Source organism: Thioalkalivibrio sp. (assembly GCF_041685615.1).
GTDB lineage: Bacteria > Pseudomonadota > Gammaproteobacteria > Ectothiorhodospirales > Ectothiorhodospiraceae > Thioalkalivibrio.
In genome coordinates, this window is record NZ_JAWLFK010000014.1 from 1 (window position 1) to 25,560 (window position 25,560).

General features: G+C 67.6%; 28 protein-coding genes and 1 pseudogene. 10 read left to right on the forward strand and 19 right to left on the reverse strand.

The window, feature by feature from the left end:
* The 9 genes from ACESLR_RS04465 to ACESLR_RS04505 form a co-directional block, all read right to left on the reverse strand.
* A partial coding sequence (locus tag ACESLR_RS04465) for a PAS domain-containing protein (protein ID WP_373066724.1) occupies nucleotides 1–704 on the reverse strand: 704 nt, incomplete at its 3' end.
* A gap of 128 nt (nucleotides 705–832) precedes the next feature.
* Entirely contained in the window at nucleotides 833–1,384 is a 552-nt protein-coding gene (gene pgsA, locus ACESLR_RS04470) for a CDP-diacylglycerol--glycerol-3-phosphate 3-phosphatidyltransferase (protein ID WP_373054493.1), read from the reverse strand.
* Nucleotides 1,385–1,701: 317 nt separating this feature from the next.
* A complete protein-coding gene (uvrC, locus tag ACESLR_RS04475; protein ID WP_373024590.1) occupies nucleotides 1,702–3,528 on the reverse strand; it encodes an excinuclease ABC subunit UvrC in 1,827 nt (608 codons plus the stop codon).
* A gap of 285 nt (nucleotides 3,529–3,813) precedes the next feature.
* The gene (locus ACESLR_RS04480; RefSeq protein ID WP_373024591.1) at nucleotides 3,814–4,455 is read right to left on the reverse strand and encodes a uracil-DNA glycosylase; all 642 of its coding nucleotides are present in this window, start codon (nucleotides 4,453–4,455) and stop codon (nucleotides 3,814–3,816) included.
* Complete coding sequence (locus tag ACESLR_RS04485; RefSeq protein WP_373024592.1) at nucleotides 4,445–4,921, reverse strand: CYTH domain-containing protein; 477 nt, start codon at nucleotides 4,919–4,921, stop codon at nucleotides 4,445–4,447. The genes ACESLR_RS04480 and ACESLR_RS04485 overlap by 11 nt, the downstream gene beginning before the upstream one ends.
* Nucleotides 4,922–5,186: 265 nt before the next feature.
* Nucleotides 5,187–6,149 carry a beta-ketoacyl-ACP synthase III gene (locus ACESLR_RS04490; RefSeq protein WP_373024593.1) on the reverse strand — a complete coding sequence of 321 codons (963 nt, stop codon included), beginning with the start codon at nucleotides 6,147–6,149 and terminating at the stop codon, nucleotides 5,187–5,189.
* A complete protein-coding gene (plsX, locus tag ACESLR_RS04495; RefSeq protein WP_373024594.1) occupies nucleotides 6,146–7,174 on the reverse strand; it encodes a phosphate acyltransferase PlsX in 1,029 nt (342 codons plus the stop codon). Before plsX ends, ACESLR_RS04490 begins: the two co-directional genes overlap by 4 nt.
* A 99-nt stretch (nucleotides 7,175–7,273) precedes the next feature.
* Complete coding sequence (gene rpmF / locus ACESLR_RS04500; protein WP_017942094.1) at nucleotides 7,274–7,471, reverse strand: 50S ribosomal protein L32; 198 nt, start codon at nucleotides 7,469–7,471, stop codon at nucleotides 7,274–7,276.
* 107 nt (nucleotides 7,472–7,578) lie between these two features.
* The gene (locus tag ACESLR_RS04505) at nucleotides 7,579–8,103 is read right to left on the reverse strand and encodes a YceD family protein (protein ID WP_373024595.1); all 525 of its coding nucleotides are present in this window, start codon (nucleotides 8,101–8,103) and stop codon (nucleotides 7,579–7,581) included.
* 130 nt (nucleotides 8,104–8,233) lie between these two features.
* Between ACESLR_RS04505 and ACESLR_RS04510 the strand changes: the two genes are divergently transcribed.
* Genes ACESLR_RS04510 through ACESLR_RS04520 form a run of 3 tightly spaced genes read left to right on the forward strand, consistent with a single transcriptional unit; the run spans nucleotide 8,234 to nucleotide 12,115 of the window.
* Nucleotides 8,234–9,652 carry an acetyl-CoA carboxylase biotin carboxylase subunit gene (locus tag ACESLR_RS04510; protein WP_373024596.1) on the forward strand — a complete coding sequence of 473 codons (1,419 nt, stop codon included), beginning with the start codon at nucleotides 8,234–8,236 and terminating at the stop codon, nucleotides 9,650–9,652.
* 32 nt (nucleotides 9,653–9,684) lie between these two features.
* Nucleotides 9,685–11,520, forward strand: coding sequence for a sodium-extruding oxaloacetate decarboxylase subunit alpha (gene oadA / locus ACESLR_RS04515; protein WP_373024597.1), 1,836 nt, complete (start codon nucleotides 9,685–9,687; stop codon nucleotides 11,518–11,520).
* Nucleotides 11,513–12,115 (forward strand): Maf family protein, encoded by a 603-nt coding sequence (locus ACESLR_RS04520; RefSeq protein WP_373024598.1) that lies wholly within the window; start codon nucleotides 11,513–11,515, stop codon nucleotides 12,113–12,115. The genes oadA and ACESLR_RS04520 overlap by 8 nt, the downstream gene beginning before the upstream one ends.
* A gap of 39 nt (nucleotides 12,116–12,154) precedes the next feature.
* Here ACESLR_RS04520 and ACESLR_RS04525 read toward each other — a convergent pair whose 3' ends face one another.
* Entirely contained in the window at nucleotides 12,155–12,757 is a 603-nt protein-coding gene (locus ACESLR_RS04525; protein WP_373024599.1) for an SAM-dependent methyltransferase, read from the reverse strand.
* Nucleotides 12,758–12,901: 144 nt separating this feature from the next.
* On the opposite strand from ACESLR_RS04525, the gene ACESLR_RS04530 reads away from it, so the two are divergent.
* Nucleotides 12,902–13,744, forward strand: coding sequence for an ion transporter (locus tag ACESLR_RS04530; RefSeq protein WP_373024600.1), 843 nt, complete (start codon nucleotides 12,902–12,904; stop codon nucleotides 13,742–13,744).
* Nucleotides 13,745–13,950: 206 nt separating this feature from the next.
* Here ACESLR_RS04530 and ACESLR_RS04535 read toward each other — a convergent pair whose 3' ends face one another.
* Nucleotides 13,951–15,636: a 2-isopropylmalate synthase gene (locus tag ACESLR_RS04535; RefSeq protein WP_373024601.1), complete on the reverse strand. Its 1,686-nt coding sequence runs from the start codon at nucleotides 15,634–15,636 to the stop codon at nucleotides 13,951–13,953.
* Nucleotides 15,637–15,816: 180 nt separating this feature from the next.
* Here ACESLR_RS04535 and ACESLR_RS04540 point away from each other — a divergent pair, with 180 nt between their 5' ends.
* The 4 genes from ACESLR_RS04540 to ACESLR_RS04555 all read left to right on the forward strand — a co-directional run bounded on the left by ACESLR_RS04540 (nucleotide 15,817) and on the right by ACESLR_RS04555 (nucleotide 19,772).
* Entirely contained in the window at nucleotides 15,817–16,308 is a 492-nt protein-coding gene (locus ACESLR_RS04540) for an Lrp/AsnC family transcriptional regulator (protein WP_024326114.1), read from the forward strand.
* A gap of 293 nt (nucleotides 16,309–16,601) precedes the next feature.
* Nucleotides 16,602–17,219 carry a transcriptional repressor LexA gene (gene lexA / locus ACESLR_RS04545; RefSeq protein ID WP_373024602.1) on the forward strand — a complete coding sequence of 206 codons (618 nt, stop codon included), beginning with the start codon at nucleotides 16,602–16,604 and terminating at the stop codon, nucleotides 17,217–17,219.
* 317 nt (nucleotides 17,220–17,536) lie between these two features.
* Nucleotides 17,537–18,169 (forward strand): translesion DNA synthesis-associated protein ImuA, encoded by a 633-nt coding sequence (gene imuA / locus ACESLR_RS04550; protein ID WP_373024603.1) that lies wholly within the window; start codon nucleotides 17,537–17,539, stop codon nucleotides 18,167–18,169.
* A gap of 169 nt (nucleotides 18,170–18,338) precedes the next feature.
* Entirely contained in the window at nucleotides 18,339–19,772 is a 1,434-nt protein-coding gene (locus tag ACESLR_RS04555; RefSeq protein WP_373054428.1) for a Y-family DNA polymerase, read from the forward strand.
* A 34-nt stretch (nucleotides 19,773–19,806) separates the two neighbouring features.
* Here ACESLR_RS04555 and rnk read toward each other — a convergent pair whose 3' ends face one another.
* The 5 genes from rnk to ACESLR_RS04580 all read right to left on the reverse strand — a co-directional run bounded on the left by rnk (nucleotide 19,807) and on the right by ACESLR_RS04580 (nucleotide 22,312).
* Nucleotides 19,807–20,217: a nucleoside diphosphate kinase regulator gene (gene rnk / locus ACESLR_RS04560; RefSeq protein WP_373024605.1), complete on the reverse strand. Its 411-nt coding sequence runs from the start codon at nucleotides 20,215–20,217 to the stop codon at nucleotides 19,807–19,809.
* 172 nt (nucleotides 20,218–20,389) lie between these two features.
* Nucleotides 20,390–20,737 carry a rhodanese-like domain-containing protein gene (locus tag ACESLR_RS04565; RefSeq protein ID WP_373024606.1) on the reverse strand — a complete coding sequence of 116 codons (348 nt, stop codon included), beginning with the start codon at nucleotides 20,735–20,737 and terminating at the stop codon, nucleotides 20,390–20,392.
* 45 nt (nucleotides 20,738–20,782) lie between these two features.
* Complete coding sequence (locus tag ACESLR_RS04570; RefSeq protein WP_373024636.1) at nucleotides 20,783–21,451, reverse strand: glutaredoxin family protein; 669 nt, start codon at nucleotides 21,449–21,451, stop codon at nucleotides 20,783–20,785.
* A gap of 7 nt (nucleotides 21,452–21,458) precedes the next feature.
* A complete protein-coding gene (locus ACESLR_RS04575) occupies nucleotides 21,459–21,911 on the reverse strand; it encodes a glycine cleavage system protein H (protein ID WP_373024607.1) in 453 nt (150 codons plus the stop codon).
* 2 nt (nucleotides 21,912–21,913) lie between these two features.
* A complete protein-coding gene (locus ACESLR_RS04580; RefSeq protein ID WP_373024608.1) occupies nucleotides 21,914–22,312 on the reverse strand; it encodes a hypothetical protein in 399 nt (132 codons plus the stop codon).
* A 133-nt stretch (nucleotides 22,313–22,445) separates the two neighbouring features.
* On the opposite strand from ACESLR_RS04580, the gene ACESLR_RS04585 reads away from it, so the two are divergent.
* On the forward strand, nucleotides 22,446–22,991 hold the full coding sequence (locus ACESLR_RS04585) for a hemerythrin domain-containing protein (RefSeq protein WP_373024637.1): 546 nt from the start codon (nucleotides 22,446–22,448) through the stop codon (nucleotides 22,989–22,991).
* Nucleotides 22,984–23,703: a hemerythrin domain-containing protein gene (locus tag ACESLR_RS04590; protein ID WP_373024609.1), complete on the forward strand. Its 720-nt coding sequence runs from the start codon at nucleotides 22,984–22,986 to the stop codon at nucleotides 23,701–23,703. Before ACESLR_RS04585 ends, ACESLR_RS04590 begins: the two co-directional genes overlap by 8 nt.
* Before the next feature lie 36 nt (nucleotides 23,704–23,739).
* On the opposite strand, the gene ACESLR_RS04595 is transcribed toward ACESLR_RS04590, so the two are convergent.
* The 3 genes and pseudogenes from ACESLR_RS04595 to ACESLR_RS04605 all read right to left on the reverse strand — a co-directional run.
* Nucleotides 23,740–24,927, reverse strand: coding sequence for an MFS transporter (locus tag ACESLR_RS04595; protein WP_373024610.1), 1,188 nt, complete (start codon nucleotides 24,925–24,927; stop codon nucleotides 23,740–23,742).
* Between the two features lie 43 nt (nucleotides 24,928–24,970).
* Nucleotides 24,971–25,186, reverse strand: coding sequence for a DUF1049 domain-containing protein (locus ACESLR_RS04600; protein WP_373024611.1), 216 nt, complete (start codon nucleotides 25,184–25,186; stop codon nucleotides 24,971–24,973).
* A 79-nt stretch (nucleotides 25,187–25,265) separates the two neighbouring features.
* A pseudogene (locus ACESLR_RS04605) lies at nucleotides 25,266–25,560 on the reverse strand (endonuclease); the annotation flags it as partial.

The window sequence follows — 25,560 nt, forward strand, 5'->3', positions numbered from 1 at the left end:
ACGTTGCTGGTGTGCCAGCGGTAGTGGCCATCCTGATGGCGAATACGGTATTCGATGCCGCCTGCCTTCTGGCCCGTGCGCGCAATCCAGTCGAGGAAGGCGTAGCAGTCCGGCAGATCCTCTGGCGCCACGTACTCGTCGATCGCATGATCGATCGCGGCGCTGATCGGGTAGCCAAGATTCTCGGTCCAGTTGGGCGAGACATAGGTCAGCACACCGTCCGGGCGGAGGGAGTAGATCACGTCGCTGGCCGTCTCGACGAAGGCGCGGAATTTGGCCTCGCTCTGGCGCAGCGAGGCCTCCAGTTCCTTGCGGCCGGTCACGTCGGTGGCAAAACCGGTCCAGACGACGGTCCCGTCCTCGAAGCGGCGCGCGGTGTCGTACGCCGAGAGCCACATCACCTGGCCCCCGGGGCACTGCATGCGGAACTCCATGCTCCATGGCTCGGACTGTTCGGCCGATTCCATGGTGGAAAGCATGACCCAGTCGCGATCGTCGGGGTGGATGCAGCCCAGCAGCGCCGCCCCGTCGGTCTTCAGTGCCTCGCGGTCCACGCCGAACCAGCGCTCGACCACCTCGCCCACGTAGGGATAGTCGAATTGCCCGTCGGGACGCATGCGCAGCTGGTACACGAACCCGGGCAGCAGACCCTGGAGCGCCTCCAGGGTCTGGGTATTGTCAAGATCAAGCTGGGGGCCGAGCATGGGCGATCCCGCTGGCGACACGTGGTCAACCTTCGCAGTGTATCGCAACCCCGGTACGGCGGAACGCGCGATGCCCCGCCCGGAGCGCCTCGCGTCGGCACTCTCCGGCGCCGGGAGCCGGATTCGCGTCAGCGATTGCGCGCGGCGGCGAGCATGTACTGGATCATCGAGACCAGCGTGAGCGCCGCGGCGAGATACAGCAGCCACTCGCCGATCACAAAGGTGGGCAGCCCGACGATCGGCTCGGCCCACAGAAGCAGGAAGATCGCGACCATCTGCGCAGTGGTCTTCACCTTGCCCACCCAGGAAACCGCGACCTTCGCGCTGCCGCCGATCTCGGCCATCCATTCGCGCAGGGCGGAGATCGCGATTTCGCGCCCGATGATCACGATCGCCGCCAGCGCCAGGCCCAGTCCCGGGTTGTGGTCCACCACCAGCACCAGTGCCGCGGCCACGATCAGCTTGTCCGCCACCGGGTCGAGGAAAGCCCCGAACCGGCTGGTCACCTCCCAGCGACGCGCGAGGTAGCCATCCAGCCAGTCGGTCACGCCGGCCAGCGCGAAGAACATGGCGGCCACGATGCCGGCCAGCGGCATCACCAGGCCGTAGAACGCGGCCACCAGCAACGGGATCATCACGATCCGCGACCAGGTCAGCCAGGTGGGAAGTTTGGGCAGCATGTTCTAGGGAAACACTGATTAATGTACACGCTCGCGCTCGAGTCGCTTTTGCGTGCGAACAAGGCGCGGTGAGTGAAGTGTAGCCGAGCTACATAAGCGAGCCGCAACGCCGGGCGCACGCCCGTTTTCGACAACAACTGGCGGCCGTGCCCTTGCTTTCAAAGGTTTGTGGGGTTGGTACCCCAGGTTCCCCGATCCTGCGTTGCGCCCCGAAGTCATCAAAAACGGGCGGGTAGAACCACTACCCGCTGCGCGACGCGCCTTGTCTCGGACAACCTGGGATACCAACGCGAGTGTGTACATTAATCAGTGTTTCCCTAGCTCTCGTGAAACTGGTCGTAGATCGACTGCGCGAGCCGGCGGTGGATCCCCGGCACCTTGGTCAGTTCCTCGACCCCGGCCCGGCTGACCCCGCGCAGGCCACCGAAGTGCTTCAACAGCGCGCTGCGCCGCTTCGGCCCCAGCCCCGGAATTGCCTCCAGGGTCGATTCCTTGCGTGCCTTCGCACGTCGGGCGCGGTGCCCGGTGATCGCGAACCGATGCGCCTCGTCACGGATCTGCTGGATCAGATGCAGCGCACCGGAATGCGCGGGGAGTATAGAGGGCGCCTCTACCCCGCTCAATATCAGGGATTCCATGCCCGGTTTGCGCGCCTCGCCCTTGGCCACACCCACCACCTTGATATGGTCCATCCCGAGATCCGCCAGTACATTCAGCGCCTGCGTCACCTGGCCCTTGCCGCCATCAATGAACAGGATATCCGGTTCCTGCCCCTCGCCCTTCTGCAGCCGTGCGAACCGCCGGCTGAGCGCCTGGTGCATGGCCGCGTAATCGTCGCCCGGCTCGATGCCCTCGATGTTGAACCGCCGGTAATCCGACTTGATCGGACCCTCCGGTCCGAACACGACGCAGGAGGCCACCGTGCCCTCGCCGCCCGTGTGCGAGATGTCGAAGCACTCCATGCGCTTCGGCGGCTCCTCCAGGCCCAGCTCCGCGGTCAGCGCATCCAGGCGCGCCGTCTGGCCCGCCTGGCTGGCAATCCGGGTCTTCAGGGCCAGCTCGGCGTTGCGCCGCGCCATGTCCAGCCAGCGTGCGCGGTCGCCGCGCAGCGACCAGGCCAGCGCGACCTTGCCGCCGCGACGTTCCGCCAGGAAGGCCTCCAGCGCCTCCGCGCCTTGTGGCGCGTGTGACAGCAGGATGCGCGCCGGCGGTTCGCGTTCCGCGTAGTACTGCGCCAGCACCGCGGCCATGATCTCGTCGGTCTCGGTGGCCTCCGGCACGTTCGGGAACAGCTCGCTGTTGCCCAGGTTCTGGCCATTGCGCACAAAGAAGATCTCCACCGCACAGGTCCCCGCCTCCTGGGCCAGGGCAAACACGTCGGCATCCCCCTCGCCGCCGGAGACGAACTGCTGTTCGGAGATCTGGCGCAGGCGCGCGATCTGGTCGCGCAGGCGCGCGGCGTGCTCGAAGTCCAGCCGGGCGGAGGCCGCCTCCATGCGTTCCATCAGTTCCTCGATCACCGCGTCGCTCTTGCCTTCCAGGAACTTGACCGAGGCCTCGACGTCGCGGGCGTAATCCTCCGGCGCGATGTACCCGACACAGGGCGCGGTGCAACGCCCGATCTGGTACTGCAGGCAGGGGCGGGATCGATGCGCGAATACGCTGTCCTCGCACTGGCGCACCTGAAAGAGCTTTTGCAGCAGCGCCAGGCTTTCGCGCACCGCGCCCGCCGAGGGGTACGGCCCGAAGTAGCGCATGCCCTTCTTGCGCGCGCCGCGGTGAAACCCGAGGCGCGGGTAGTCCTGGTTCGAGACGTAGATGTAGGGGTAGCTCTTGTCGTCGCGCAGCAGCACGTTGTAGCGCGGCCGGTGACGCTTGATCAGGTTGGCCTCCAGCAACAGCGCCTCGGCCTCGGTGTGCGTCACGGCCACCCGGATATCCGCGATCTGGCGGACCATCGAGCGGATCCGTGGCCCGCGGTCGTCGCTGCCGCGGAAGTAGCTGGTCACCCGGCTCTTCAGGTTGCGCGCCTTGCCCACATACAGCACGGACCCGGACGCATCCAGCATCTGGTACACGCCGGGCGACTGCGTCAGTGTCTGCAGGAAGGTCTTGTGATCGAATCCGGTCGCGGGGGCACTCATGACCGCATCAGGATACCGGAACTGTCCGGCCACCCGGCATAGCCCCCGCAGGCGCTACGCCCTCGAACAAATGCCGAAGCTTCCAGTTCCCGACGGGCATCATCCGCGCATCCCCGACACAGGGGGCCTCGAGCCCGCCGATAAACCGACGATTGCCGCGGCGCCTGGCACTGACGCGGGAACGAAGGCCGCCATCCCGAGCGCCGCAGGCGCGTGGCGATCGCCTTCGACACTGCGGAAGCGGCGCCTCGCGATTCCGGGTCCATCGGAGCCGGATGGAACCGGCTAGCCGAGGTCGCTTCGGATCCGGGCGAAGAGCTCGTTGAACATCGCAGGGGTCAGGCGACGGGTCTGGGTGTTGTAGCGCGAGCAGTGGTAGGAGTCGATCAGGCGGGTGTGCGCATCCAGCGCGTGCCCGGCACCGTGGGCAAAGCGCAGGCTGGATAGCGGCAGGCCCTTCGCGCGCAGGATGGCGTCATGGGCGATCTTGCCCAGCGCCAGGATCACCCGCGGCTGCATCGCCGTGATCTCGGCCGCAAGGAAGCCGTTGCAGGTGCGGATCTCCTCGGTGATCGGCTTGTTCTGCGGCGGCAGGCACTTCACCGCATTGGTGATGCGACAGTCGAGCAGTTCCAGTCCGTCATCCGCCCCCACGCTCTCCGGTGCGCTGGCGAAGCCATGTTCGTGCAGGGTCTGGTACAACAGCACGCCGGCATAGTCGCCGGTGAACGGGCGCCCGGTGGCATTGGCCCCGTGCATGCCGGGTGCCAGGCCGACGATCAGCAGCCGCGCATCCAGCGGGCCGAAGGACGGCACGGGCGCGGCGTGATACTCGGGATGTTTCGCCCGCACGTCCTCCAGGAAGGCCGCCAGGCGCGGGCAGGCGCGGCAGTCGGCCGCGAAGATCTCGTGTGGCTCAGGAGGCATCCGGCCACTCGCGGTAGGGATTCCGGGCGAGTTCGGTGTTGTAGTAGCGCGGATCGTGCGAGACCTCCTCGCCCAGCCAGTCGGGGCGCGGGAATTTGGCGTCGCTGCGCGGCAGCTCCAGCTCGGCGACGATCAGGCCGGCGTTGGCGCCCTCGAATACGTCGATCTCGTACTCCCAGCCGTCCACGTCCACCCAGTGGCGGGTCTTTTCCACCTGTGGCCCCGCCAGGGTGTCCAGCAGGCGGTGGGCCTCGTCCAGCGGGATGTCGTACTGGTACTCGTCGCGTTCCACGCCAAGGGTCGCGCTCTTGATGTTGAGGCTGGCCCCCTCCTCGTCCACCCGTACCCGGATGGAGGCGCGGTCGTTGCCGCACAGGTAGCCCTGGCGCATGTACTGCGAGCGCACCACCCGGGCTCGCCAGGCGTCACTGGCCAACAGGAACTTGCGTTCGATTTCGCGACCCATGCGGATACGTTCTCCTCGAATTGGTTGATCCCGGTGCGTCCCGGCGCGCCTTGCTGCACGGCGCCGAGGGGAATCAAGAGCGTCGCCGGCAAGCACCGATGCATGCCTTCCTCCACTCACGGGTTCCTTCGGCCGATCGCCAAGGCGCTGCCCGCCTTTCGATGACGTTACCCCGCCCGGCCATTGCGAGCCCCGCAGGGGCCCTGGCAATCGTCCGGAAGCACCCCGATGCCCGCTCGCACCGGACAGCGGGGCGCTCCATGTGTTACATCCGGATGAGCGCGGAACCCCAGGTAAACCCGCCGCCGAAGGCCTCGGTCAGGATGAGGTCGCCCCTCTTGATTCGGCCATCGCGCACGGCGGTATCCAGTGCCAGCGGGATGGAGGCGGCCGACGTGTTGCCGTGGCGATCCACGGTGACCACCACGTTGTCCATGGACATGTTCAGCTTCTTCGCGGTCGCCTGGATGATCCGGATGTTCGCCTGGTGCGGCACCAGCCAGTCCAGTTCGGACTTGTCGATCCCGTTGTATTCCAGGGTCTCGTCGACAATCTGGTCCAGCGTATTCACCGCGACACGGAAGACCGCGCGGCCCTCCATGCGGATGAACTCCAGGTCCGGGTTATCGGTTGGCTGGGAGACGCCGCCCGGCACCTCCAGCAGGCCCTTGTGGTGGCCGTCGGCGTGCAGGTGGGTGGAGATAATGCCGGGGTCCGGCGAACGCGAAAGGACCACGGCCCCCGCGCCATCGCCCCAGAGGATGCAATTGCCGCGATCGGTGTAGTCGGTGATACGCGAGAGCGTCTCCGCCCCCACCACCAGCACGTGGCGAATCTCGTCGCTCTGCATGAAGCGATCGGCGGTCGCCAGGGCATACACGAAACCGCTGCAGACGGCCTGGATGTCGAACGCCGGGCAGCCCCCCACGCCCAGCTTGGCTTGCAGGATGCAGGCGGTGCTGGGGAAGATCTGGTCCGGCGTGGTGGTCGCGACCAGGATCATGTCCAGATCGGCGGCGCGGATGCCGGCGGCATCCAGGGCGCGTTCCGCCGCCTTCAGGGCGAGATCCGAGGTGACCTCGTTCTCGGCAACGATATGGCGCTCGCGGATGCCGGTGCGTTCGCGGATCCAGGCGTCCGTGGTATCCACCATCGCCTCCAGTTCCGCGTTGGTCAGGATGCGTTCGGGCAGGTAGCTGCCGGTCCCACTGATGCGTGCGTGCTTCACTCGCTTGTCTCCTGCCCCAGGAGCTGGCCCAGCTGCTTGTCGATCCGCCGCGAGATGTTCGCCTCGGCCTCGATGCGCGCGATGCGGATCGCGTGTTCGAAGGCCAGTTCGTCGGCGCTGCCGTGGCTCTTGATGACCACGCCCTGCAGGCCCAGGAGCGAGGCACCGTTGTAGCGGCGGTGGTCGAACCGATGGCGGATGCGGCGCAGCACCGGCAGCGCGAAAAGGCCAGCCAGGCGCGAGTACACCGAGGCGCGGAACTCGCCCTTGATATTGCTGGAGATCATCTTGGCCACGCCTTCGCTGACCTTCAGCGCCACGTTGCCGACGAAGCCATCGCAGACCACCACGTCCACCTCGCCGCAGTAGACGTCGTTGCCCTCGACAAAGCCGATGTAATTCAGGCTGGATTCTTCCAGCATGCGTCCGGCCTCGCGCACCCGGTCGTTGCCCTTGATCGCCTCGGAACCGATGTTGAGCAGCCCGACCCGGGGCGCCTCGAGACCGTCCACGGCATTCGCCAGGACCGAGCCCATCACCGCGAACTGGTACAGATGCGCGGCCTCGACATCGACGTTGGCACCCAGGTCCAGCATGTGGGTATGCCCGCTCATGGACGGCAGGGCCGTCGCGATGGCCGGGCGGTCGATGCCGGGGAGGGTCTTCAGGACGTAGCGGGCCGTGGCCATCAGGCCACCCGTGTTGCCGGCCGAAACGCAGGCCTGGGCGGCCCCGTTCTTCACCTGATCGATGGCCACGCGCATCGAGGAATCGCGCTTGGTGCGCAGGGCCACGGCCGGCAGCTCGTCCATGCCCACCACCTGGCTGGCATGAACGATTTCGATCCGTCCGCGCTCGGCAGCCGTCCAGCCGGACAGGCCGGACTCGATGGTGTCCTGGTCGCCAACCAGCAGCAGACGAAAGTCATCCGCCCCCCCGAGGGCGCGGCGTGCCGCCGGCAGGATGACGGGCGTTCCGTGATCACCGCCCATCACGTCCAGTGCGATGGTAAAACTGGCAGTCATGTTCGGGTCCGACGGTCGGCCTCGGTGTGGCCGTATTCAAACGCGGAAAGGCCACGGTGCGAGCGCAGCCGTGGCCCGGGAGCGGTCACGTCCTGGACCTTAATCTTCGTCTTCGTCGACTTCGACGTCCTGCTGGATCACCTGACGACCGCGGTAGAACCCGTCCGGGGTCACATGGTGACGACGATGGATCTCGCCGGTCGTCGGATCCGTGGACAGGGTAGCGCCCGTCAACCCGTCATGGGAACGGCGCATATCGCGCTTGGAACGGGTCTTGCGGCGTTGCTGAACAGCCATGATGCATCTCCAGATTGATCAAAATCCCGTGGCGACGGGAGTGAGCCCGGTATCAAACGGGCGCAAGTATAACGGTTCGGACCGGACAATGCGCCGGCCACCTCTCCTCAAGGGTCGTCCCGATCCGGGCCGCCTCCCTTCTTCAGTTGTTCCAGCACGGCGAACGGATTGTCACCCCGCTCGCCTTCGGTGAACTCGGGCCGGGCCGCCGGTTCGCAATCCGCGTGGCGCGGCACCAGCGGCCAGGCCAGCAGGATCTCCTCCTCGATCCAGGCCGCGGGGCGCAGCAGGCCATCGGCCTCGAGTTCGACGAAATCATCACCCTCGCTCAGGCCCGCGCGCGTGCCTTCCGGCGGCAGCAGCACGGCATCCGGCTCCAGCCGGAATTCCCAGGCCATCGGCTGCAGGCAGCGCTGGCAGGTCTGCCACAGCTCGCCGCTGATCACTCCGCTCAGGCGCATCTCGTCCAGCGATCCGCGTTCCAGCAGGAACTTCGCGCGCACGCGCAGCGGGTGCCCCGGCAAGGCATCGGCGCGCAATCGCGGCAGATCGTCCGGCCCCAGATCACCCTCGAATTCGAGGTGCCGGGCCCGCGGTTGCCACGGGTCTAGAGAGACGGGGATACGACTCATATCGGGCTCGGTTGCGAGGGCGCGGAATATACGCGCGCGCGGGCGATCTGTCAAAGCGAAACAGAAACTTGCAGCGTCCGCAAACGACGTCGATACTCGGGTTGTCATCGACCTGTCCGGGGCTCTCCGTTTGATCCGCAAGCTGCTCATTGCCAACCGGGGCGAGATCGCCGTGCGCCTGATCCGGGCGTGCAGCGAAATGGGGATTATCTCGGTCGCCGTGTATACGGACGCCGACCGCCACGCCCTGCACGTGAAGAAGGCGGACGAAGCCTATGCCGTCGGCCCGGATTCCATGGGTGGCTATCTCAGCATCCACCGGCTGATCAGCGTCGCGCGCGCCGCCGACTGTGACGCGATCCATCCGGGCTACGGCTTCCTCTCGGAGAACCCCGATTTCGCTGCCGCCTGTGCCGCGCGCAACCTGACCTGGGTGGGTCCGGATGCCGCGGTGATCCGCCGCATGGGCGACAAGGTCGCGGCGCGCCGGGCGATGATCGAGGCCGGCGTCCCGGTCACGCCCGGCTCCGAGGGCAACCTCGAGAATGCCGGGGCCGCGCTGGAGGTGGCCGAACACATCGGCTACCCGGTGATGCTCAAGGCCACCAACGGCGGTGGCGGCCGCGGCATCCGCCTGTGCGAGGATGCCAGCACCCTGGAGTATAACTTCGAGCGCGTGCGTTCCGAGGCAACCCGCGCCTTCGGCAGCACCGAGATCTTTCTGGAGAAGGCCGTGGTCAACCCGCGGCACATCGAGGTGCAGGTCCTCGGCGATGCCCACGGCCACGCGATCCACCTGTTCGAGCGCGACTGCTCCGTGCAGCGGCGGCACCAGAAGCTGGTGGAGATCGCCCCCTCGCCGCAGCTGACCGAAGCGCAGCGACAGCATCTGGGCGAACTGGCCGTGCGCGCGGCCAAGGCAGTCGGCTACCAGAACGCGGGGACCGTCGAGTTCCTGATGGACTCCGACGACTCGTTTTATTTCATGGAGATGAACACACGTCTTCAGGTAGAGCATCCGGTATCCGAGATGATCACCGGGGTCGATATCGTGCAGGAGCAGTTGCGCATCGCGGCCGGCGAGCCGCTGCGCTACACCCAGTCCGATATCACTCGCCGCGGCTACGCCATCGAGTTCCGCATCAATGCGGAGGACCCGAAGAACGACTTCCTGCCGAGTTTCGGCCGCATCACCCGCTACTTCGCCCCGGGCGGCCCCGGGGTGCGCACCGACGGCGCCATCTACACCGGCTACACCATACCGCCACATTACGACTCGATGTGCGCCAAGCTGATCTGCTGGGCGCTCGAATGGGACGATCTCCTCGCGCGTGCGAACCGCGCGCTGCGCGACATTGGCGTGTTCGGCGTCAAGACGACCATTCCGTTCCACCTGGCGATCGTCGACCATCCGGTGTTCCGCAGCGGCCACTTCGACACCGGATTCGTGGCGGCCCACCCGGAACTGACGCAGTTCCCCGGCAAGCGCTCGGATCGCCAGCTCGCGGTCGCCGTCGCCGCCGCCCTCGCCGCTCACCACGGGCTCTAAGGAAACACCCCGCCCCCGACACCGGAATGACCATGGATCGAGTTCACATCACCGATGTCACCCTGCGCGACGGCCACCAGAGCCTGATCGCGACGCGCATGCGCACCGAGGACATGCTGCCGATCTGCGAGCAGATGGATGGCATTGGATTCCACTCGCTCGAGGTCTGGGGCGGCGCCACCTTCGATGCGTGCGTGCGCTTCCTGAAGGAAGACCCCTGGGAGCGTCTGCACCAGCTGAAGGCCGCGCTGCCGAACACCCCGCTGCAAATGCTGCTGCGCGGGCAGAACCTGCTGGGTTACCGTCACTACGCCGACGACGTGGTGCGCGCCTTTGTCGACCGCTCGATCGCGGGTGGCATCGACATCATCCGCATCTTCGACGCGATGAACGATGCGCGGAACCTGCGCACCGCGATCGAGGCCACACGCAAGGCCGGCGGCCACGCGCAGGGCACGCTGTGCTACACCACCGGACCGGTGCACTCGGCCGCCGAGTTCGTGGCCCTGGGCCGCGAACTGGTGGACATGGGCGCACAGAGCATCGCGATCAAGGACATGGCCGGGCTGCTGACCCCGTCCGCCACCCGCGAACTGGTCACCGAGCTGGTGGATGCGCTGGACGTGCCGATCCACCTGCATGCCCACGCGACCTCCGGGCTCTCCGAGCTGTGCCACTGGCAGGCCATCGAGGCCGGCTGCCGGCATGTCGAGACCGCGATCTCCGCCTTTGCCGGCGGTACCAGCCACCCGCCGACCGAAAGCCTGGTCGCCGCGCTGGCGGGTACCGGGCATGACACCGGGCTGGACCTGGTCGCGCTGCAGAAAATCGGGCTGTATTTCCACGAGGTGCGCAAGAAGTACCGGCGCTTCGAGAGCGAATACACCGGCGTCGATACCCGCGTGCAGATCAACCAGGTGCCCGGCGGGATGATCTCCAACCTGGCCAACCAGCTGCGTGACCAGAACGCGCTGGATCGCTTCGATGCCGTGCTGGAGGAGATCCCCCGGGTACGCGAGGACCTGGGCTACCCGCCGCTGGTGACTCCCACCTCGCAGATCGTCGGCACCCAGGCGGTGATGAACGTCCTGGCCGGCGAGCGCTACAAGACCATCACCAACGAGGTGAAGCAATATCTGACCGGACACTACGGACGGGCGCCCGGCCCGATCAACAGCGTCGTGCGGCAACAGGCCATCGGCAATGCCGACGTGATCGACTGTCGCCCGGCCGACCTGCGGCAGCCCGAGATGGACAGCCTGACCCGCGAGATCGGCGATCTCGCCCGCAGTCCGGAGGACGTGCTGACCTTCGCCCTGTTTCCCGAAGTCGGACGCCAGTACCTGGAGCAGCGCCGCGACGGCACCCTCGACCCGGAACCGCTCAACCTGCCGGAGAACACCCAGGCCGGCTGCCCCGCGCCGGTGGAGTTCAACGTGACCTTCCACGGCGAGACCTACCATATCCAGGTCAACGGCTCCGGCCATCACCGGGAAGACACGCGCCCGATGTACGTGACGGTCGACGGGATGCCGGAAGAAGTGCAGATCGAGACCCTGGACACCATCGAGACCGCGGGCGGCGCAACGCACGGTGGAAGCGGGGGCGGTGGCAGTGGCAAGAAATCACGCCGTGCGACGCGCCCCGGCGATGTCACCACCTCCATGCCCGGCACCATCATCGACGTGCTGGTGGCCGAAGGCGACCGGGTCGAGGCGGGCCAGCCGGTGCTGGTGCTGGAGGCGATGAAGATGGAATCCGAGATCGCCGCGCCCGTGTCCGGAACGGTCACGGCGGTGAACGTCGCCAAGGGGGCGGCCGCCAACCCGGACGACGCCCTGATCGAGATCGAGGGCGACGATGGCTGAGCCCCCGCGAAGACTGGTCCTGGCCTCCACCTCGCCCTATCGCGCCGAACTGCTGGGGCGCCTGCATCTGCCGTTCGAGGCCGCACGGCCCGAGATCGACGAGACCCCGCGGCCCCACGAGCGGCCCGAGGCCATGGTCGAACGCCTCGCCGCAGCCAAGGCCCGCGCCGTCGCCGATGCCTGTCCCGACCACCTGGTGATCGGCTCCGACCAGAACGCCAGCCACGCCGGGCACATCCTCGGCAAGCCCGGAAACGCCGAACGCGCGGAGGCGCAGCTCGCCGCGCTTTCCGGCGGGACCGTCACCTTCCACACCGGCCTGTGCCTGCTGGACACCGCCACCGGTCAGGCGCGCACCGGGGAGGTGCCGTTTACCGTGACCTTTCGCGAGCTGACCCCGGAGGAGATCCGGCGTTATGTGGCCCTGGACCAGCCGCTGGACTGCGCCGGGAGCTTCAAGTCGGAGGGACTGGGCATCAGCCTGTTCGCGCGCATGAGCGGCGACGATCCGACCGCGCTGGTCGGCCTGCCGCTGATCACTCTGGGCAGCTGGCTTCGCGAGACGGGTATCGCCGTCCCGCCCGCACCGAACTGAACCGACCGCGAGCCCCGGCCATCGCCCGGGTGTACCGCCTCAGCCACCGTCCTGCCGCGGCTTGTGGGCCAGGATCTGCACGACGGCGCCGCGCCCGGTGTGAAACTGCCCCTCGATCACGTCGCGCTCGCGCTCCACGGCCTCCTCGAATTCCAGCCCGTCCAGCTCTTCGACCAGCGCATCCCGCGTCATCATCAGTTCGGCCGTGGGCGGCCCGCCCGTCCCCCATTCCAGCTGCGCCGGAGTATAGGCCTCGAGAATGAACACCCCACCGGGACGCAAGCCCGTCACGACCTCGGCATGCAGGCGGCGCCGGATCGCCGGTGGTACATGGCAGAAAATCGACACGATCAGGTCCCAGGCATCCGGTTCGATTGTGTAATCCGCGAGATCCGCCACCAGGGTCTCGATGTGGACGCCCCGGTCGGTGGCCAGGCGCCCGGCCTTTTGCAGCCCAACAGCGGAACTGTCCACCGCCAGCACCTCGAACCCCTGCTGTGCGAGGAACACGGCATTGCGCCCCTCGCCTTCGCCGAGGCACAGGGCACGGCCGCGCCGCACGTTGGCCACCGCGGCGCGCAGGAACTCGTTCGGTTCGGTGCCATAGACGTATTCGTCCGAGGTGTAGCGTTCATCCCACAAGTTTTTGTCTCCTTCGTTCGCCCGTGCATCCCCTGCCCCAGCCCCGCACCGGGCGTGGCACGGACCGCAGCCGGCGCCATTGCCGGAATCCGGGGTTTACCCTACTCTTGCGCGTCCCCGAGTACTGCGACGACCCCCAAGACCATGAGCGAGACCCCCACGTTACGCACGCGCCTGGAAGGCTTCATCGAGGCCCGCCTGACCCAGCGCTTCATCATCGGCCTGATCCTGCTCAATGCCCTGACCCTGGGGCTCGAGACCTCCGACACCGTGATGGGCTGGATGGGTCCGGTCATCCTGACCGCTGATGCCCTGATCCTGTCGCTCTTCACCGCCGAGGTGCTGGCCAAGCTGTTCGTCTACCGACTGAGTTTCTGGCGCAACCCGTGGAACGTGTTCGACTTCCTCGTTGTCGGAATCGCCCTGATCCCGGCCTCCGGACCGTTCTCGGTGCTGCGCGTGCTGCGTCTGCTGCGCCTGGTTTCGATGGTGCCCAAGCTGCGCTTCATCGTGGAGGCGCTCCTGCGGGCCATCCCCGGCATCATCTCCATCGTTGGATTGCTGCTGCTGATCTTCTACGTGTTCGCGATCATTGCCACCGGGCTGTTCAGCGAATCCTTCCCGCAGAACTTCGGCACCCTCGGCGCCACCATGTACAGCCTGTTCCAGGTGATGACGCTGGAGAGCTGGTCCGAGGAGATCGCGCGCCCGGTGATGGAGGTCTACCCCTGGGCCTGGGCGTTCTTCATACCGTTCATCCTGATCGCCACCTTCACCGTGCTGAACCTGTTCATCGCGATCATCGTGGATGCCATGCAGCGCATGCACGACCGCGCGATCGAGATCGAGCAGCAGATGATCCACGACAGCGTGCACGAGGAGAACCAGGCGCTGCACGCCGAGATCCACGAAATCCAGCAGGAAACCGTCAAGCTGCAGGAACGCCTCACCCGCATGCAGAACATGCTGGAGAAGCGGGTGAAGTAACGGGCCCGGGGACGGAGGCCAGGCTGTGGCTCTCCGACGCGGGGGGCTTCGCCGCCAAGGCGGCTCCTACAAAGCCGCATCCCACCCTCGGTGGGAGCCTGCTTGCAGGCGAAGCCCCTGCCAAAGCCAGCCTCGCCTCAACGAACGGTGCTTGCGTGGCCCTCAACGCCCCCTGCGCGCCCTTGGACGCACAGGAGGGCGCTGGATCAGGCGTTGACGGCGACCGGCTCCACGGCGCGTTCGCCCAGGCGGCGGCCGGTGGCGTTCAGCACGGCCTGCAGGGTGGCGGCGGTGGTGTCCTCGCCCAGGGCGACACCCACGGAGCGTTCGCCATCCACCTGCACATCCACCGCGGCCATCGCGCGCGCCTCGGTACCGGACTCCATCGCGTGCTCGTCGAAATGGGTCACCTTCACCTGCACCCCGCGCCCAGCCTGCATCGCGGCGGTCAGGGCCTCGACCGCACCGTGGCCCTCGCCCTGCAGGCGCGATTCGCGCCCGGGCGGGCCCATGGTCGCGTCCAGCCGCACCACCGGGCCTTCCTTCTCGATCTCGTAGCGCACCAGATCCCAGCCGGCGACCGGGGTCAGGTAGTGCTGCTCGAACAGCTCGTGGATGCGCCTGGAGGACACCTCGATCTGCGAGGCCTCGGCATCCTGCTGCACGATGCGGGCGAACTCGATCGCCAGCCAGCGCGGCACCTCGATACCATAATCCCGCTCCAGCACATGCGCCACGCCGCCCTTGCCGGACTGGCTGTTGATGCGCACGACCTCCTCGTAACGCCGGCCCAGATCGCCCGGGTCGATCGGCAAGTAGGGCACGTTCCAGTGGCCGCCCCTCTCCTTGTAGTGCGCCAGCCCCTTGCGGATCGCATCCTGGTGGCTGCCGGAAAATGCGGTGTAGACCAGCTCGCCCGCCCACGGGTGACGCGGATGGATGGGCATGTCGGTGCACTCCTTGTACACGTCCATCAACCGTTCCATGTCGGACAGGTCGATGGTCGGGTCGATGCCCTGCGAGTACAGGTTCATGCCGACGGTGACCAGGTCCATGTTGCCGGTGCGCTCGCCGTTACCAAACAGCGTGCCCTCCAGGCGATCGGCCCCGGCCAGCAGTCCCAGCTCGGCCGCGGCCACGCCGGTGCCCCGGTCGTTGTGCGTATGCAGCGACACGCAGAAATGCTCGCGGTACTGCACGTGGTCGCAGAACCACTCGACCTGGTCGGCGAACACATTGGGCGTGGCGGACTCGACCGTGGCCGGCAGGTTGATCACGACCTTCTGGCCCTGGTCCGGGCGCCAGATCGCGTTCACCGCATCGACCACCTCGACCGCGAAGTCCAGCTCGGTGGTGGAGAAGCTCTCCGGCGAGTACTGGAAGATCCAGTCGGTCTGCGGGTACTTCGCCGCGTAATCCCGCACCCAGCGCGCCCCGTTCTCGGCAATGCCGCGCACGCCGTCGCGGTCCATGCGGAAGACTTGCTCGCGCTGCGCCGGGTTGGTGGAGTTGTACACGTGCACCACCGCGCGCGGGGCGCCCTCCAGCGCCGCGAAGGTCTTCTGGATCAGGTCCTCGCGCGCCTGGGTCAGCACCTGGATGTACACGCCCTCGGGGATGCGGTCCTCCTCGATCAGGCGGCGGGTAAAGTCGTAGTCGATCTGCGAGGCGGACGGGAAGCCGATCTCGATCTCGGTCAGGCCGATACCCGCCAGCACCTCGAAGAAGCGCATCTTCTGCTCCACGCTCATCGGATGCACCAGCGCCTGGTTGCCGTCGCGCAGGTCCACCGCGCAGAAACGGGGGGCAACCGTCGTGCGCTGGGCCGGCCAGCGGCGATCGGACTTGTCGATCGGCGGGAACGGGGCGTACTTGGCGTGATCGAAGGCCATCGTGTTCGTCTCCTGTAAGGGGCGCGGCCTCGCCTGTGGTCGGGCGCCGAGCTCCGGATTTCTATCTGTGCATCATCCTAACGTATTTATCCGGGCATAACCTTGCGTTTTTCCCTATAGAAGCCTTAATTGGGATCTATTGTTGCGCATTCAAGGGCAATATGCGCAATAATTCACCCCATGAAACCACAACCGCATTCGCTGGACCGCTATGACCGCCGCATCCTCGAGATCCTGCAGGAGGATGCGAGCCTGTCCAACCAGGCCCTGGCGGACCGTGTGGGGCTCAGTCCCTCGCCCTGCCTGCGCCGGGTACGCGCACTGGAGCAGGCCGGCATCCTGCTGCGCCGCGTGGCGCTGCTGGACCGGCGCAGCCTGGGCCTGGAGCTGACGGCCCTGATCCACATCGGCATGGACCGCCATACCCCGGAGCGCTTCGCGCATTTCGAGGAGACCGTGGCCGGCTACCCCGAGGTCCAGCACTGTTACCTGATCACCGGCCAGTCCGCCGACTACATGCTGCAGGTGGTGGTCCCCGACATGGATGCCTACCAGGACTTCCTGCTGCGCCGCATCACCCGCCTGGAGGGTGTGGACAGCGTGCACTCCAGCTTCGTGCTGCGCCGCGTCGTCGACCGCACCGCCCTGCCACTGGACTACACCCCCACCTGAAGCGCCTGAAAACCCGGCGCGGATTCACCACCAAGCCCACGAAGGCACCAGAAAGACCCAGATCCAGATCAAAAACGGTCTACAGGGTCTACAGGAAGAAAAGAAGGCTGGAAGACGGATTATCGTAATGCTGGGCATTTTCGGGTACGAAGGTCAGAGGCAAATGTGAGTACCTGTCCGGTATCGTCTTTCCCCTGAAACCCTTCCGATCTTCCAGCCTTCCTGTAAATCGCCCTTGCTCTCCGGCGAGCCCCCTTGTACTGTATATATAGACAGTTACCGGAGGGCGCCTCGTGTCGCTCACTGAACGCCAGCAGGCCATCCTCGACTACATCGCCGAGACCGTCGCCACCCAGGGCACGGCGCCGACCCGCAGCGAGATCGCCCGGGCCTTCGGCTTTCGCTCGCCCTATGCGGCCGAGTGCCACCTGAAGGCCCTGGAGAAGAAGGGCGCGATCGAGCTGCTGGGCGGCACCTCCCGCGGCATCCGCCTGCCGGGCACCGCCCGTGGCGCACCAGCCGAGCTGCCCCTGATCGGACGCGTCGCCGCCGGCTCGCCGATCCTCGCCACCGAGCACATCGAGCACCACTACCGGGTCGACAAGGCCCTGTTCCGTGCCCGACCGGACTACCTCCTGCGCGTGCACGGCGAGAGCATGCGCGATGCCGGCATCCTCGACGGCGACCTGCTGGCCGTGCGCCAGACTCCGGAGGCCCGCTCCGGCCAGATCGTGGTCGCCCGCATCGAGGACGAGGTCACCGTCAAGCGCTTCGCGCAGGACGGCCCGAAGGTCCGCCTGCTCCCGGAGAACCCCGACTTCCGCCCCATCGAGATCGACCTCGAGCGCCAGGACCTGGCCATCGAGGGGATCGGCGTGGGCGTGCTGCGCGATCTCGAACCCCAGGCCTAGGGAAACACTGACTCATGTATACACTCGCGTTGGCACCCCAGGTTTTCCGAGACCAGGCGCATCGTGCGGTGGGTCGTGGTTCGACCCGCCCGTTTTTGATGGATTCGGGGTGCAACGCAGGACCGGGGAACCCGGGGTGCCAACCCCACAAGCCATTGAATGCAGGAGCTCGGCCGCCCGTTGTTGACGAAAACGGGCGCGCGCACGGCGTTGCGGCTCCCTTGTGCAGAATGACTGCACGGCAGTCACCGCGCCTTGTTCGAACGCAAAAGCGATTCGAGCGCGAGCGTGTACATGAATCAGTGTTTCCCTAAGCCATGGACGCGCTGGACACCCTGCTCGAGCACCCGGCGCTCTGGCGCGGGCGCAGTGCTGCCCCGGCCACGGATGCCCCGGTCTGGCCCAGCGGCCATGCGGAACTGGACCGGGCCCTGGGCGGCGGCTGGCCGCGCGGCCAGCTGATCGAACTGCTGGGGGCCCCGTTCGGCTGCGGCGAGACCCGGCTGCTCGTCCCCATGCTGGCCGCCTGCGGCCGCGATGACTACTGGATCGCGGTGATCGCGCCCCCGGCCACACCCTGGCTGCCGGGCTGGCAGACCCTCGGCGTCCCGCCAGAGCGGGTGCTGCTGATCCGCACCGAACACGATCGCGACACCCTGTGGGCCGGGGAGCAATGCCTGCGCGACCCGGCCTTTGGCGTGCTGCTCGCCTGGCTGCGCCGCCCCGTGGAGACGGCCCTGCTGCGCCGACTGCGCCTGGCCGCGAGCGAGAGCCGGGCCTGCGCCATCCTGTACCGGCCACCGGACGCCGCGACACAACCCTCGCCGGCCCACCAGCGACTGCGCTGGCAGTCCGCGGTCTCCGGGCTGGAACTGCACTGCCTGAAGGGGGACGGCCACTGGGCCCGCTCCGGTCACCCCCTGCGGGTTCCCGAACCGCCGGAGGCCTGAGATGGGCCAGCCTGCCCATCCCCCGCATGCGGCCTCGCCCCCGGAACCGGCGCGACGGCAACCGAGCCTGCTCCCGGCCGCCGCCACACCCGTGCCTGTACCGGCACCACAGCCACCAGAGACGCGCCCCGCCAGCTCCGGCACCACCCGGGCGCGGCAGGAACACTGGATGGCGATCGACCTGCCGCATCTCGCGCTGGACGCCCTGGCCCGGGCAGAGCCGGACCCGGAGCGATTGCAGCGCCCCCTGCTGGTGGTGGCATCCGGCGCCAGCCCCCGGGTGCATGCCGCCAACCGCGCGGCACGCCGCGCGGGCGCACGGCCCGGCATGGCACTGGGGGATGCACTGGCGGTGCTCGACACCCCGGAACTGGTCGAGCACGACCCCGACGCCCTGCGGACCCCACTGGAGATGCTGGCCAGCGTACTGCTGCGGTTCTCCGATCACGTGCATCCGGAACCGGAGGCACAGCGCATCCTGGTGGAGGTCGGGCGCAGCCGCCGCCTGTTCGGCGGCCTGGAGGCGTTGCGCGCACAGGTACGGGACACCCTGACCGAACTGGGCTTCCATCCCCGTATCGGGCTGGCCCGAAGTCCCGCCGCCGCGCGCCTGCTGGCCCGTCTGCGCAACCCCGCGATCGCGGAAGACCCCGAGACCCTGCGCCGTCTCCTGTCGCCGGTCCCGCTGGAGGCCCTGTCGCTGGCCGGTGCCACCCGCGAGGGCCTGCGCGCCGTGGGCCTGCGTCAGCTGGGCGACCTGCTGTGGCTGTCACGCCCCGAACTGGCCCGGCGCCACGGACCGGAGTTGCTGGATCTGCTCGACCGCCTGCTGGCGCGGCGCGCGGAGGCCCTGCCCCGCTTTGTACCGCCACCGGTGCTGGATCTGTCCCTGCGCCTGGAGTACGAGATCCACGCCACGACGGCCCTGGCCTTCCCGCTCAAGCGCCTGCTGCGTCAGGTCGAGGCGCAGTTGCGCGGCCTGAACCGCAGCCTGCAGGGGATGACGCTGGAGCTGGTCCACCGCGAGACGCGCACCCGGCTGACGCTGGAACGCGGGCAACCCGGCATTCGCGCCAGCGAGTGGCTGTCCCTGTGGCAGACCCGGCTGGAGCGCGAGACCCTGCCGGAGGCCGTGATCGGCCTGCGCCTGCAGGCACCGCGCCTGCTGGATCCAGCAGACCGGAGCGACGGCCTGCTGGCCGGGGACCCGGCGAGCACGCCCCCGGCGGACCAGCTGCCCGCGGTACTGGCCCGGCTGCGCGCCCGTCTGGGCGAGCCGGCGGTCTCCCGGCTGGTCAACCGCCACACCCCGAGGCCCGAGGATGCCCAGAGACCGCGACACGATCTCGCCGTCATCCCGGGTCCTGGCGCCCCGTCCCCGGGCCAGCGGACCACCGGGGCCGCCCTCTGGCTGCAGGGCCCGGAACCCGCCGCCCCGCCCGACCAGCCCCAATGGCTGGGACGACTGGAAGACGGCTGGTGGGACCATGGGCAGGATGCGCGCCGCGACTACGCCCGGGCCCGCGACCGCCAGGGCCGCCGGCTCTGGCTGTACCGCTGCCTGCGCAGCGGCCAGTGGTATCGCCAGGGCTACTGGGGCTGAACCCGCACCGGATGCCGCGCGAAACCCCCGTCCATCAGCGGTGGTACTCGCCCGCACGCTCCGGCTGGTACTCGACCTCCACGATGCACACATGCATCTGCCCGCCACCCGGCCGCGGCCATTCGATCTCGTCGCCCTCGGACAGCCCCAGCAGCGCGCTGCCCACCGGCGCCAGGATCGACAGCGTGCCACCGCTCTCGTCCACGTCGCGCGGGTACACCAGTGTCATCGAGAACTCGTCGCCGGACTCGGTCACCCGGAACCGGACCTTCGAATTCATTGTCACCACCGAACCCGGGACATCGTGCGGATCCACGACATCCGCCCGGTCCAGCTCGGCCTCCAGATCGGCCTTGCCGGGAAAGCTGTCATCCGGCAGCGATTCCAGCAACTTGTCCAGGCGCTCCATGTCGGTGGTGGAGACGATGATCTTCGGCTTGTTCACGTTCACACTCCAATGCAGGACGCGTCCCCCGAGAGACGCGCCAGACACGAATAATTCAGGGATTTTCCGGAGACCGGGAAACGAGCTTCGAGATTAGCCAGGTCTCGGCAAAAAAGCGATCCAGCCGCTCACGGCCAACGGATCGCCGGCCGGGGTCACACCGCGACGGGGCCTACCGCGATTCGGCCTCCCGCCACGCAGCATACCCACCGCGCAGCACATGCGCCTCGACCCCCATCGCCCGCAGGCTGTCCGCCACCAGCTGCGAACGCCCGCGCCCCCCGCAGAACACCACCACCGGCTGGTCGGGACTGCTCATGCTGGACTCGATGGTTGCCTCGAGCTTGGGCCGGGGGATGTTGACCGCGCCCTCGATGGTGCCTGCGGCGGCCTCCTCCGGCTGGCGCACGTCCACCAGCAGGAACGGCTTCCCGGCCTCGCGCCAGCGCGTCACCTCGGCCGGCTCCAGATGCGGCAGGCTCTGCTCCAGCTCGTCAATACGCTTCTCGAAAAGACTCACGGACGGACTCCGTTGGTGGGTGCGCCCCCATTCTATCGCGCAGGATCAGAGGGAGGGGCGCACCAGCAGGGGAACCACCCGCAGGGTGAACAATGCGAGTCCGATCAGGGCGGCTATCGCCCCGATTGCGGTCAGCATGGCCGCCCCCATCATCCAGCCAAGTCCCATGCCCACAACCGCCAGATGCACCAGGAGCTGCGGCGCCCAGGCCCACAGCCAGCCACCGGCGATCGGATGACCGGTAAAGCGCGGCAGCATATGCTCGCCAAGCCCCATGATCAGCAGCAGGAGGAATCCGAGAGTAAAGCCGTGCAACGCGGCCGGGCGCGCCGCGCCCTCGAGGAAGAACCCGCCCAGTGGCAGTACCGCCCCCGCGATCAGCAGCCAGGCCATCGCCCCCAGCACCGAGGCGCGGCTGGAGGCCGACAGGCCCAGACCGACATGACGCACCGCCTTCTGCATGCGCTCCGGGGCCTCCGCCACCAGTTCGGTGGCCGCCGCGCGATCCAGCAACCCGATGTGCTTGAGCTCGCCATCCACCACCACGGCGGGGATCGACCGGATGCGCAACCGGGTCGCCAGCTCGCGCCCTTCGGGCTGGCCCATGTCGACCACCGCGAAGTCGATCTGTTTGTGTTCCGCGACCTCGCGCCAGATGCGCTCGGCATCGTGGCAGGAGGCACACCATTCGGATACCAGAAGCTCTACCTTCATCATTCCCTCAGTCCGCGCAACGCATGCAGTGGATGTCGTAACGGTCGATCCATTGCTTGAGCCCCTTGATCGCCTCGGATCCGGTATGCAGCCGTTCCAGGGCCTTCTCCGGGTCGTCGGGGCGCATCACGACCACCCAGGCATCCGTGTAGGGCGCCACGTTGACCAGCCCCGGATCCGCCTCCACGGCCGGATTGATGCGTTCGATCGTGCCATCGAACGGGGTCGGGATACCGCCGGCCCACTTGCCGGATTCCAGCCGCGCGACCGGCTTGCCCGCAGCGCGGTGCGAACCCGGCTTGCGAAACCGGAAGTACTGCACCCGCCCCGCCATGGTCTGGGCGGGATCGGTAATCCCGAGGGTGAAGGTCCCGTCGTCCTCCGGGCGCACCCAGACATAGTCCAGGTCGTAGAACAGGTCGTCGGGCAGCTCGCAGCCGTTGTATTCCTCGCGTGCCATGGTTACGCCCCCTTCGGACCATAGTGGCGCACGGTCAGCGCAATATTCAGCGCAAACAGGATCATCGCACCCCAGGCCATCGCGCCGCCGAACGCGACCGTCATGTTGTGGAACAGCAGCCAGCCGGCGACCATCACCCATAGCCCGGCATTCGCCAGCAGGAACTGCACGTGCCCCAGGCGCTCGGAAAACAACGACCGCCCGGAAAAACGCGGCAGCACATGCAGACCCACGCCGTAGATCATCATGGTCACGAAACCCAGCAGCATCAGATGCCCATGGATGCGCGGCACGTTGCCGGGGATCAGGCCGGGCTGCACCAGCCACAGGATGCCGAGCAGCCCGCCCAGCAAGGCATAGGTCAGGGCCGCGAGAATGAACATCCGGTTACGAGGGTGCATGCAAGGCTCCAGCGCAGGTTTCCAGCATCATACTTTAAGCTATATTCAATATGCATTGATCGAGATCAAGACCCGCGCCCGCCAGTTCGGTAACAGTGACCTGCCAGGGCAACCTTACAAGGCCGCAACCGCGATGCATCTACAACTCCACGAGACCGTCCCCGGATTCCAGCAACCCATCGAGCTCCTGCGCGCCTGTCACCGCCGGATCCTCAACTCCCTGGATATCCTCGAGCGTCTGCCTGCCCACCTCGCCGAAAAGGGCGCCGACGAGGAGGCACGCACCGCGGCACAACGGGTACTGAACTACTTTCACGAGGCCGCCCCCAACCACCACGCCGACGAAGACGAGGACCTGTTCCCCCTGCTTCGCCGGCACTGTGGCCACCCGGACAGCCACCCCCAGCTGTGCGAGTGGCTGGACCACCTGACCGCCGAGCACGACGAGATCGAGGCCGGCTGGGACCGGCTGGAACCGGCCCTGGAACGTATTGCCCGCGGCAAGGCCACGGACCTGAACGGGGCGGAGGCCTGGATTCACCAGTACCGCATCCATCTCGATCTCGAAGAACGCGCTGTCCTGCCGTTCGCCGAGCACCTGCTCGGCCCGGATGAACGCCGCAGGATCGGCGCCTCCATGGCCGCGCGACGTGGTATCGGGAACCCCGGGAATGGCTGACTTTGTGCTCGACCTGCGCGGGCTCGCCGAGCATGCCCATACCCGCGCCTACTACACCCTTCGCGAACTGCGCACCGGACAGGTTTTCGAGGTCTTGCTGGACCAGGAACCGAAACTGCTGATGGACGCGGTCAGCCTGCAATTGCGTCATGCCATCCATTGGCAGGTCCACGAGAATGGCCCGCCACTGTGGCGACTCTCGGTGCAACGCCGCGAGGACGTCGCCCCGGTGAACCTGGTCGACCTGCTCGAGCGCGACCACCTGCGCATCGACCGCCTGTTCGCCAGCGCCCTGCACAAGGTCAACGCCGGCGACCTGGAAGGCGCGGCGCCGGATTTCCGCGCCTATGTCGACGGCCTGCGACGCCATGTGGAGGTGGAAAACGACCTAATCGTCCCCCTGCTGGAGCTGCCCCGCAGCGCGAACGGCCAGGATCCCACTTCGATCATGCTGCGCGAGCACGACGAGATCCTGGAACAGACCACGATGCTGGAGCACGAATTCAGCGAAGGTGTGGACGAGGCCTGGGCGGTGGCCCCGTTCTTCGCGCTGATCTCCGGCGCGCTGGCCAAGCACGAGGGCCGCGAGGAGCAGAACCTGTTCCCCCACTGGAGCCGCGCCCTGAATGAACGCCCGGACGAAGCCGCCGAGCTTCTGCAACGCGCACAGGCCCGGCTCGCGACCACCGGGCCGACGGAACCCGGCGCCTGAACCCCGTCACCGCGCCCGTCCGGACACGGGCATCGATCAGGCCGCGGGGGCCCGCGGCGGCGACAGGCGCGCCAGTGCCCAGAGCCCCAGCACCGGGCCGGGCAGCAACAGCCACAGCACCCACACCCCGCCATCCGCCCATAACCAGCCGGTCAGCCAGATACCGGGCAGGGTCAGTGCAAACCCGATCGCGTTCATCACGCTCAACGCCGACCCCACCGCATCCTCGGGCGCGCTGTCCGCGGCCAGCGCGGAGAACTGCGGCGAGTCCGCGATGACCGTGAGCCCCCAGAGCGCCAGCAGGCCGAACAGCAGCCAGGACGACTGTCCGGACAGTAACGGGTACAGCAGGCAGGCGAGGCCCGACGTCGCCAGGGCCACCCGCGCCACCCGCAGGCTGCCCAGCCGTCGGCTCAGACGCCCGCCCCAGACACAACCCGCCAGGCCCAGCGCGATCACGCCGAAGGCGAGCCAGGGAATCAGCGCCGCATCGGCCTCCAGCCGCGACAGTTCCCGTGCCACCAGCAGCGGCACCAGCGTCCAGAAGGCGTACAGCTCCCAGCAGTGCCCGAAATAGCCCCCAGCCACTGCCCGGAAGTCACGCCGCTTCAGGGCCCGAAACCCCTTGCCCAGACCCGGTGTACGCCCGGCCGGTGGCAAATGGGGACCGTCTCCGAGACGCAGGATCAGCGCCGCCGCCAGCACCGCCAGGCCCGAGGCCAGCACCAGCGGAACCGCCCAGGGGAAATCCAGTGTTGCCCCGCGCAGCAGATGCGGCAGCGCGGTCCCCAGGGTCAGCATCCCCAGCAGCCAGGACAGTGCCCAGCCCTTGTACTCCGGGGTCCAGGCGATCACGAGCTTCATGCCCAGGGGATAGACCCCGGCCAGTGCGAGCCCCACCAGGAACCGCGCAAGCAGGGCCAGTTCCCAGACACCGGCCAGCAGGATGAAAACCGCGTTGAGCCCGGCGCCGGCCAGGGCGGAAAGCGCGAACATCCGGCTCGCACGAAAATGATCCGCCAGCCCGGTCGCGGCCACCAGCAAGGTTCCGGTGATAAAGCCCGTCTGGGTGGCCATCGTCAGCCAGCCAATCTCGGTCGGCGACCACCCCAGCGCCTGCTGCAGCGACAGCCCGACCCCGTTGACCGAGAACCAGAGCGACGTCCCGAACAGCTGCGCCACCACGATCACCTGGAGTGGGTGGCGCCGAAGTAGTGACAGCATCAGCGTGCGCAATCGGTGGCGCGGCAGAGCATTGCCTGGCCGGTCAGCGGCTGGCGCCGCGAATCCAGCGTTTCAGCAAGGCGACCAACGCACCCCCGGAGACCAGGCCCAGCAGGTAGATTCCGACAATCAGCATCGCCAGTGGCAGCGTTACATGCAGCGTCAGGAAGTTCAGGGTCACGAGCCGCAGGTTCTGCACCGCAAAGACCGCGACCACGGCGACGAACACGATAATCAGGAGGGTGTAGACGTAGCGCATGCGAACTTCCGGGTCAGTCGGGCCAGGCAATCAGGTTCGGGCGCGCTGTCACCGGCGTCAACCGGGAAGAAAGCGCCCCTCAGGCATCGGGGTGGGTACAGTACCCACGCACCGGGCAGGTGTCGCAACGCGGCCGCGGGCGGCAGCGCTCCTTGCCATGTTCCACGATCAGTGCGTGGAGGTCGTTCAGGGCCGCCACATCCGGCCCCAGCTCCGCCTCGACGTGCTGGCGCAGCGCATCGTACGAGGCCCGGGCGTGCGCGAGATCCAGGCGCTCGAACAGCCGCCGGGTATAGGCGTCCACCACGAATACCGGGCGATCAAAGGCATACAGCACGATGTCGTCGGCGGTCTCCGGTCCCACGCCCTTGACG

Coding starts and splice junctions, on each gene's coding strand:
- pgsA (WP_373054493.1), bottom strand. CDS start 1,384: ATGCTGCCCAAACTTCCCACCTGGCTGACCTGGTCGCGGATCGTGATG.
- ACESLR_RS04480 (WP_373024591.1), bottom strand. CDS start 4,455: ATGCCTCCTGAGCCACACGAGATCTTCGCGGCCGACTGCCGCGCCTGC.
- uvrC (WP_373024590.1), bottom strand. CDS start 3,528: ATGAGTGCCCCCGCGACCGGATTCGATCACAAGACCTTCCTGCAGACA.
- oadA (WP_373024597.1), top strand. CDS start 9,685: ATGGATCGAGTTCACATCACCGATGTCACCCTGCGCGACGGCCACCAG.
- ACESLR_RS04600 (WP_373024611.1), bottom strand. CDS start 25,186: ATGCGCTACGTCTACACCCTCCTGATTATCGTGTTCGTCGCCGTGGTC.
- ACESLR_RS04580 (WP_373024608.1), bottom strand. CDS start 22,312: ATGCACCCTCGTAACCGGATGTTCATTCTCGCGGCCCTGACCTATGCC.
- rpmF (WP_017942094.1), bottom strand. CDS start 7,471: ATGGCTGTTCAGCAACGCCGCAAGACCCGTTCCAAGCGCGATATGCGC.
- ACESLR_RS04540 (WP_024326114.1), top strand. CDS start 15,817: ATGAAACCACAACCGCATTCGCTGGACCGCTATGACCGCCGCATCCTC.
- ACESLR_RS04595 (WP_373024610.1), bottom strand. CDS start 24,927: ATGCTGTCACTACTTCGGCGCCACCCACTCCAGGTGATCGTGGTGGCG.
- ACESLR_RS04585 (WP_373024637.1), top strand. CDS start 22,446: ATGCATCTACAACTCCACGAGACCGTCCCCGGATTCCAGCAACCCATC.
- ACESLR_RS04485 (WP_373024592.1), bottom strand. CDS start 4,921: ATGGGTCGCGAAATCGAACGCAAGTTCCTGTTGGCCAGTGACGCCTGG.
- ACESLR_RS04530 (WP_373024600.1), top strand. CDS start 12,902: ATGAGCGAGACCCCCACGTTACGCACGCGCCTGGAAGGCTTCATCGAG.
- ACESLR_RS04505 (WP_373024595.1), bottom strand. CDS start 8,103: ATGAGTCGTATCCCCGTCTCTCTAGACCCGTGGCAACCGCGGGCCCGG.
- ACESLR_RS04520 (WP_373024598.1), top strand. CDS start 11,513: ATGGCTGAGCCCCCGCGAAGACTGGTCCTGGCCTCCACCTCGCCCTAT.
- ACESLR_RS04590 (WP_373024609.1), top strand. CDS start 22,984: ATGGCTGACTTTGTGCTCGACCTGCGCGGGCTCGCCGAGCATGCCCAT.
- ACESLR_RS04570 (WP_373024636.1), bottom strand. CDS start 21,451: ATGAAGGTAGAGCTTCTGGTATCCGAATGGTGTGCCTCCTGCCACGAT.
- ACESLR_RS04555 (WP_373054428.1), top strand. CDS start 18,339: ATGGCGATCGACCTGCCGCATCTCGCGCTGGACGCCCTGGCCCGGGCA.
- ACESLR_RS04535 (WP_373024601.1), bottom strand. CDS start 15,636: ATGGCCTTCGATCACGCCAAGTACGCCCCGTTCCCGCCGATCGACAAG.
- plsX (WP_373024594.1), bottom strand. CDS start 7,174: ATGACTGCCAGTTTTACCATCGCACTGGACGTGATGGGCGGTGATCAC.
- ACESLR_RS04575 (WP_373024607.1), bottom strand. CDS start 21,911: ATGGCACGCGAGGAATACAACGGCTGCGAGCTGCCCGACGACCTGTTC.
- imuA (WP_373024603.1), top strand. CDS start 17,537: ATGGACGCGCTGGACACCCTGCTCGAGCACCCGGCGCTCTGGCGCGGG.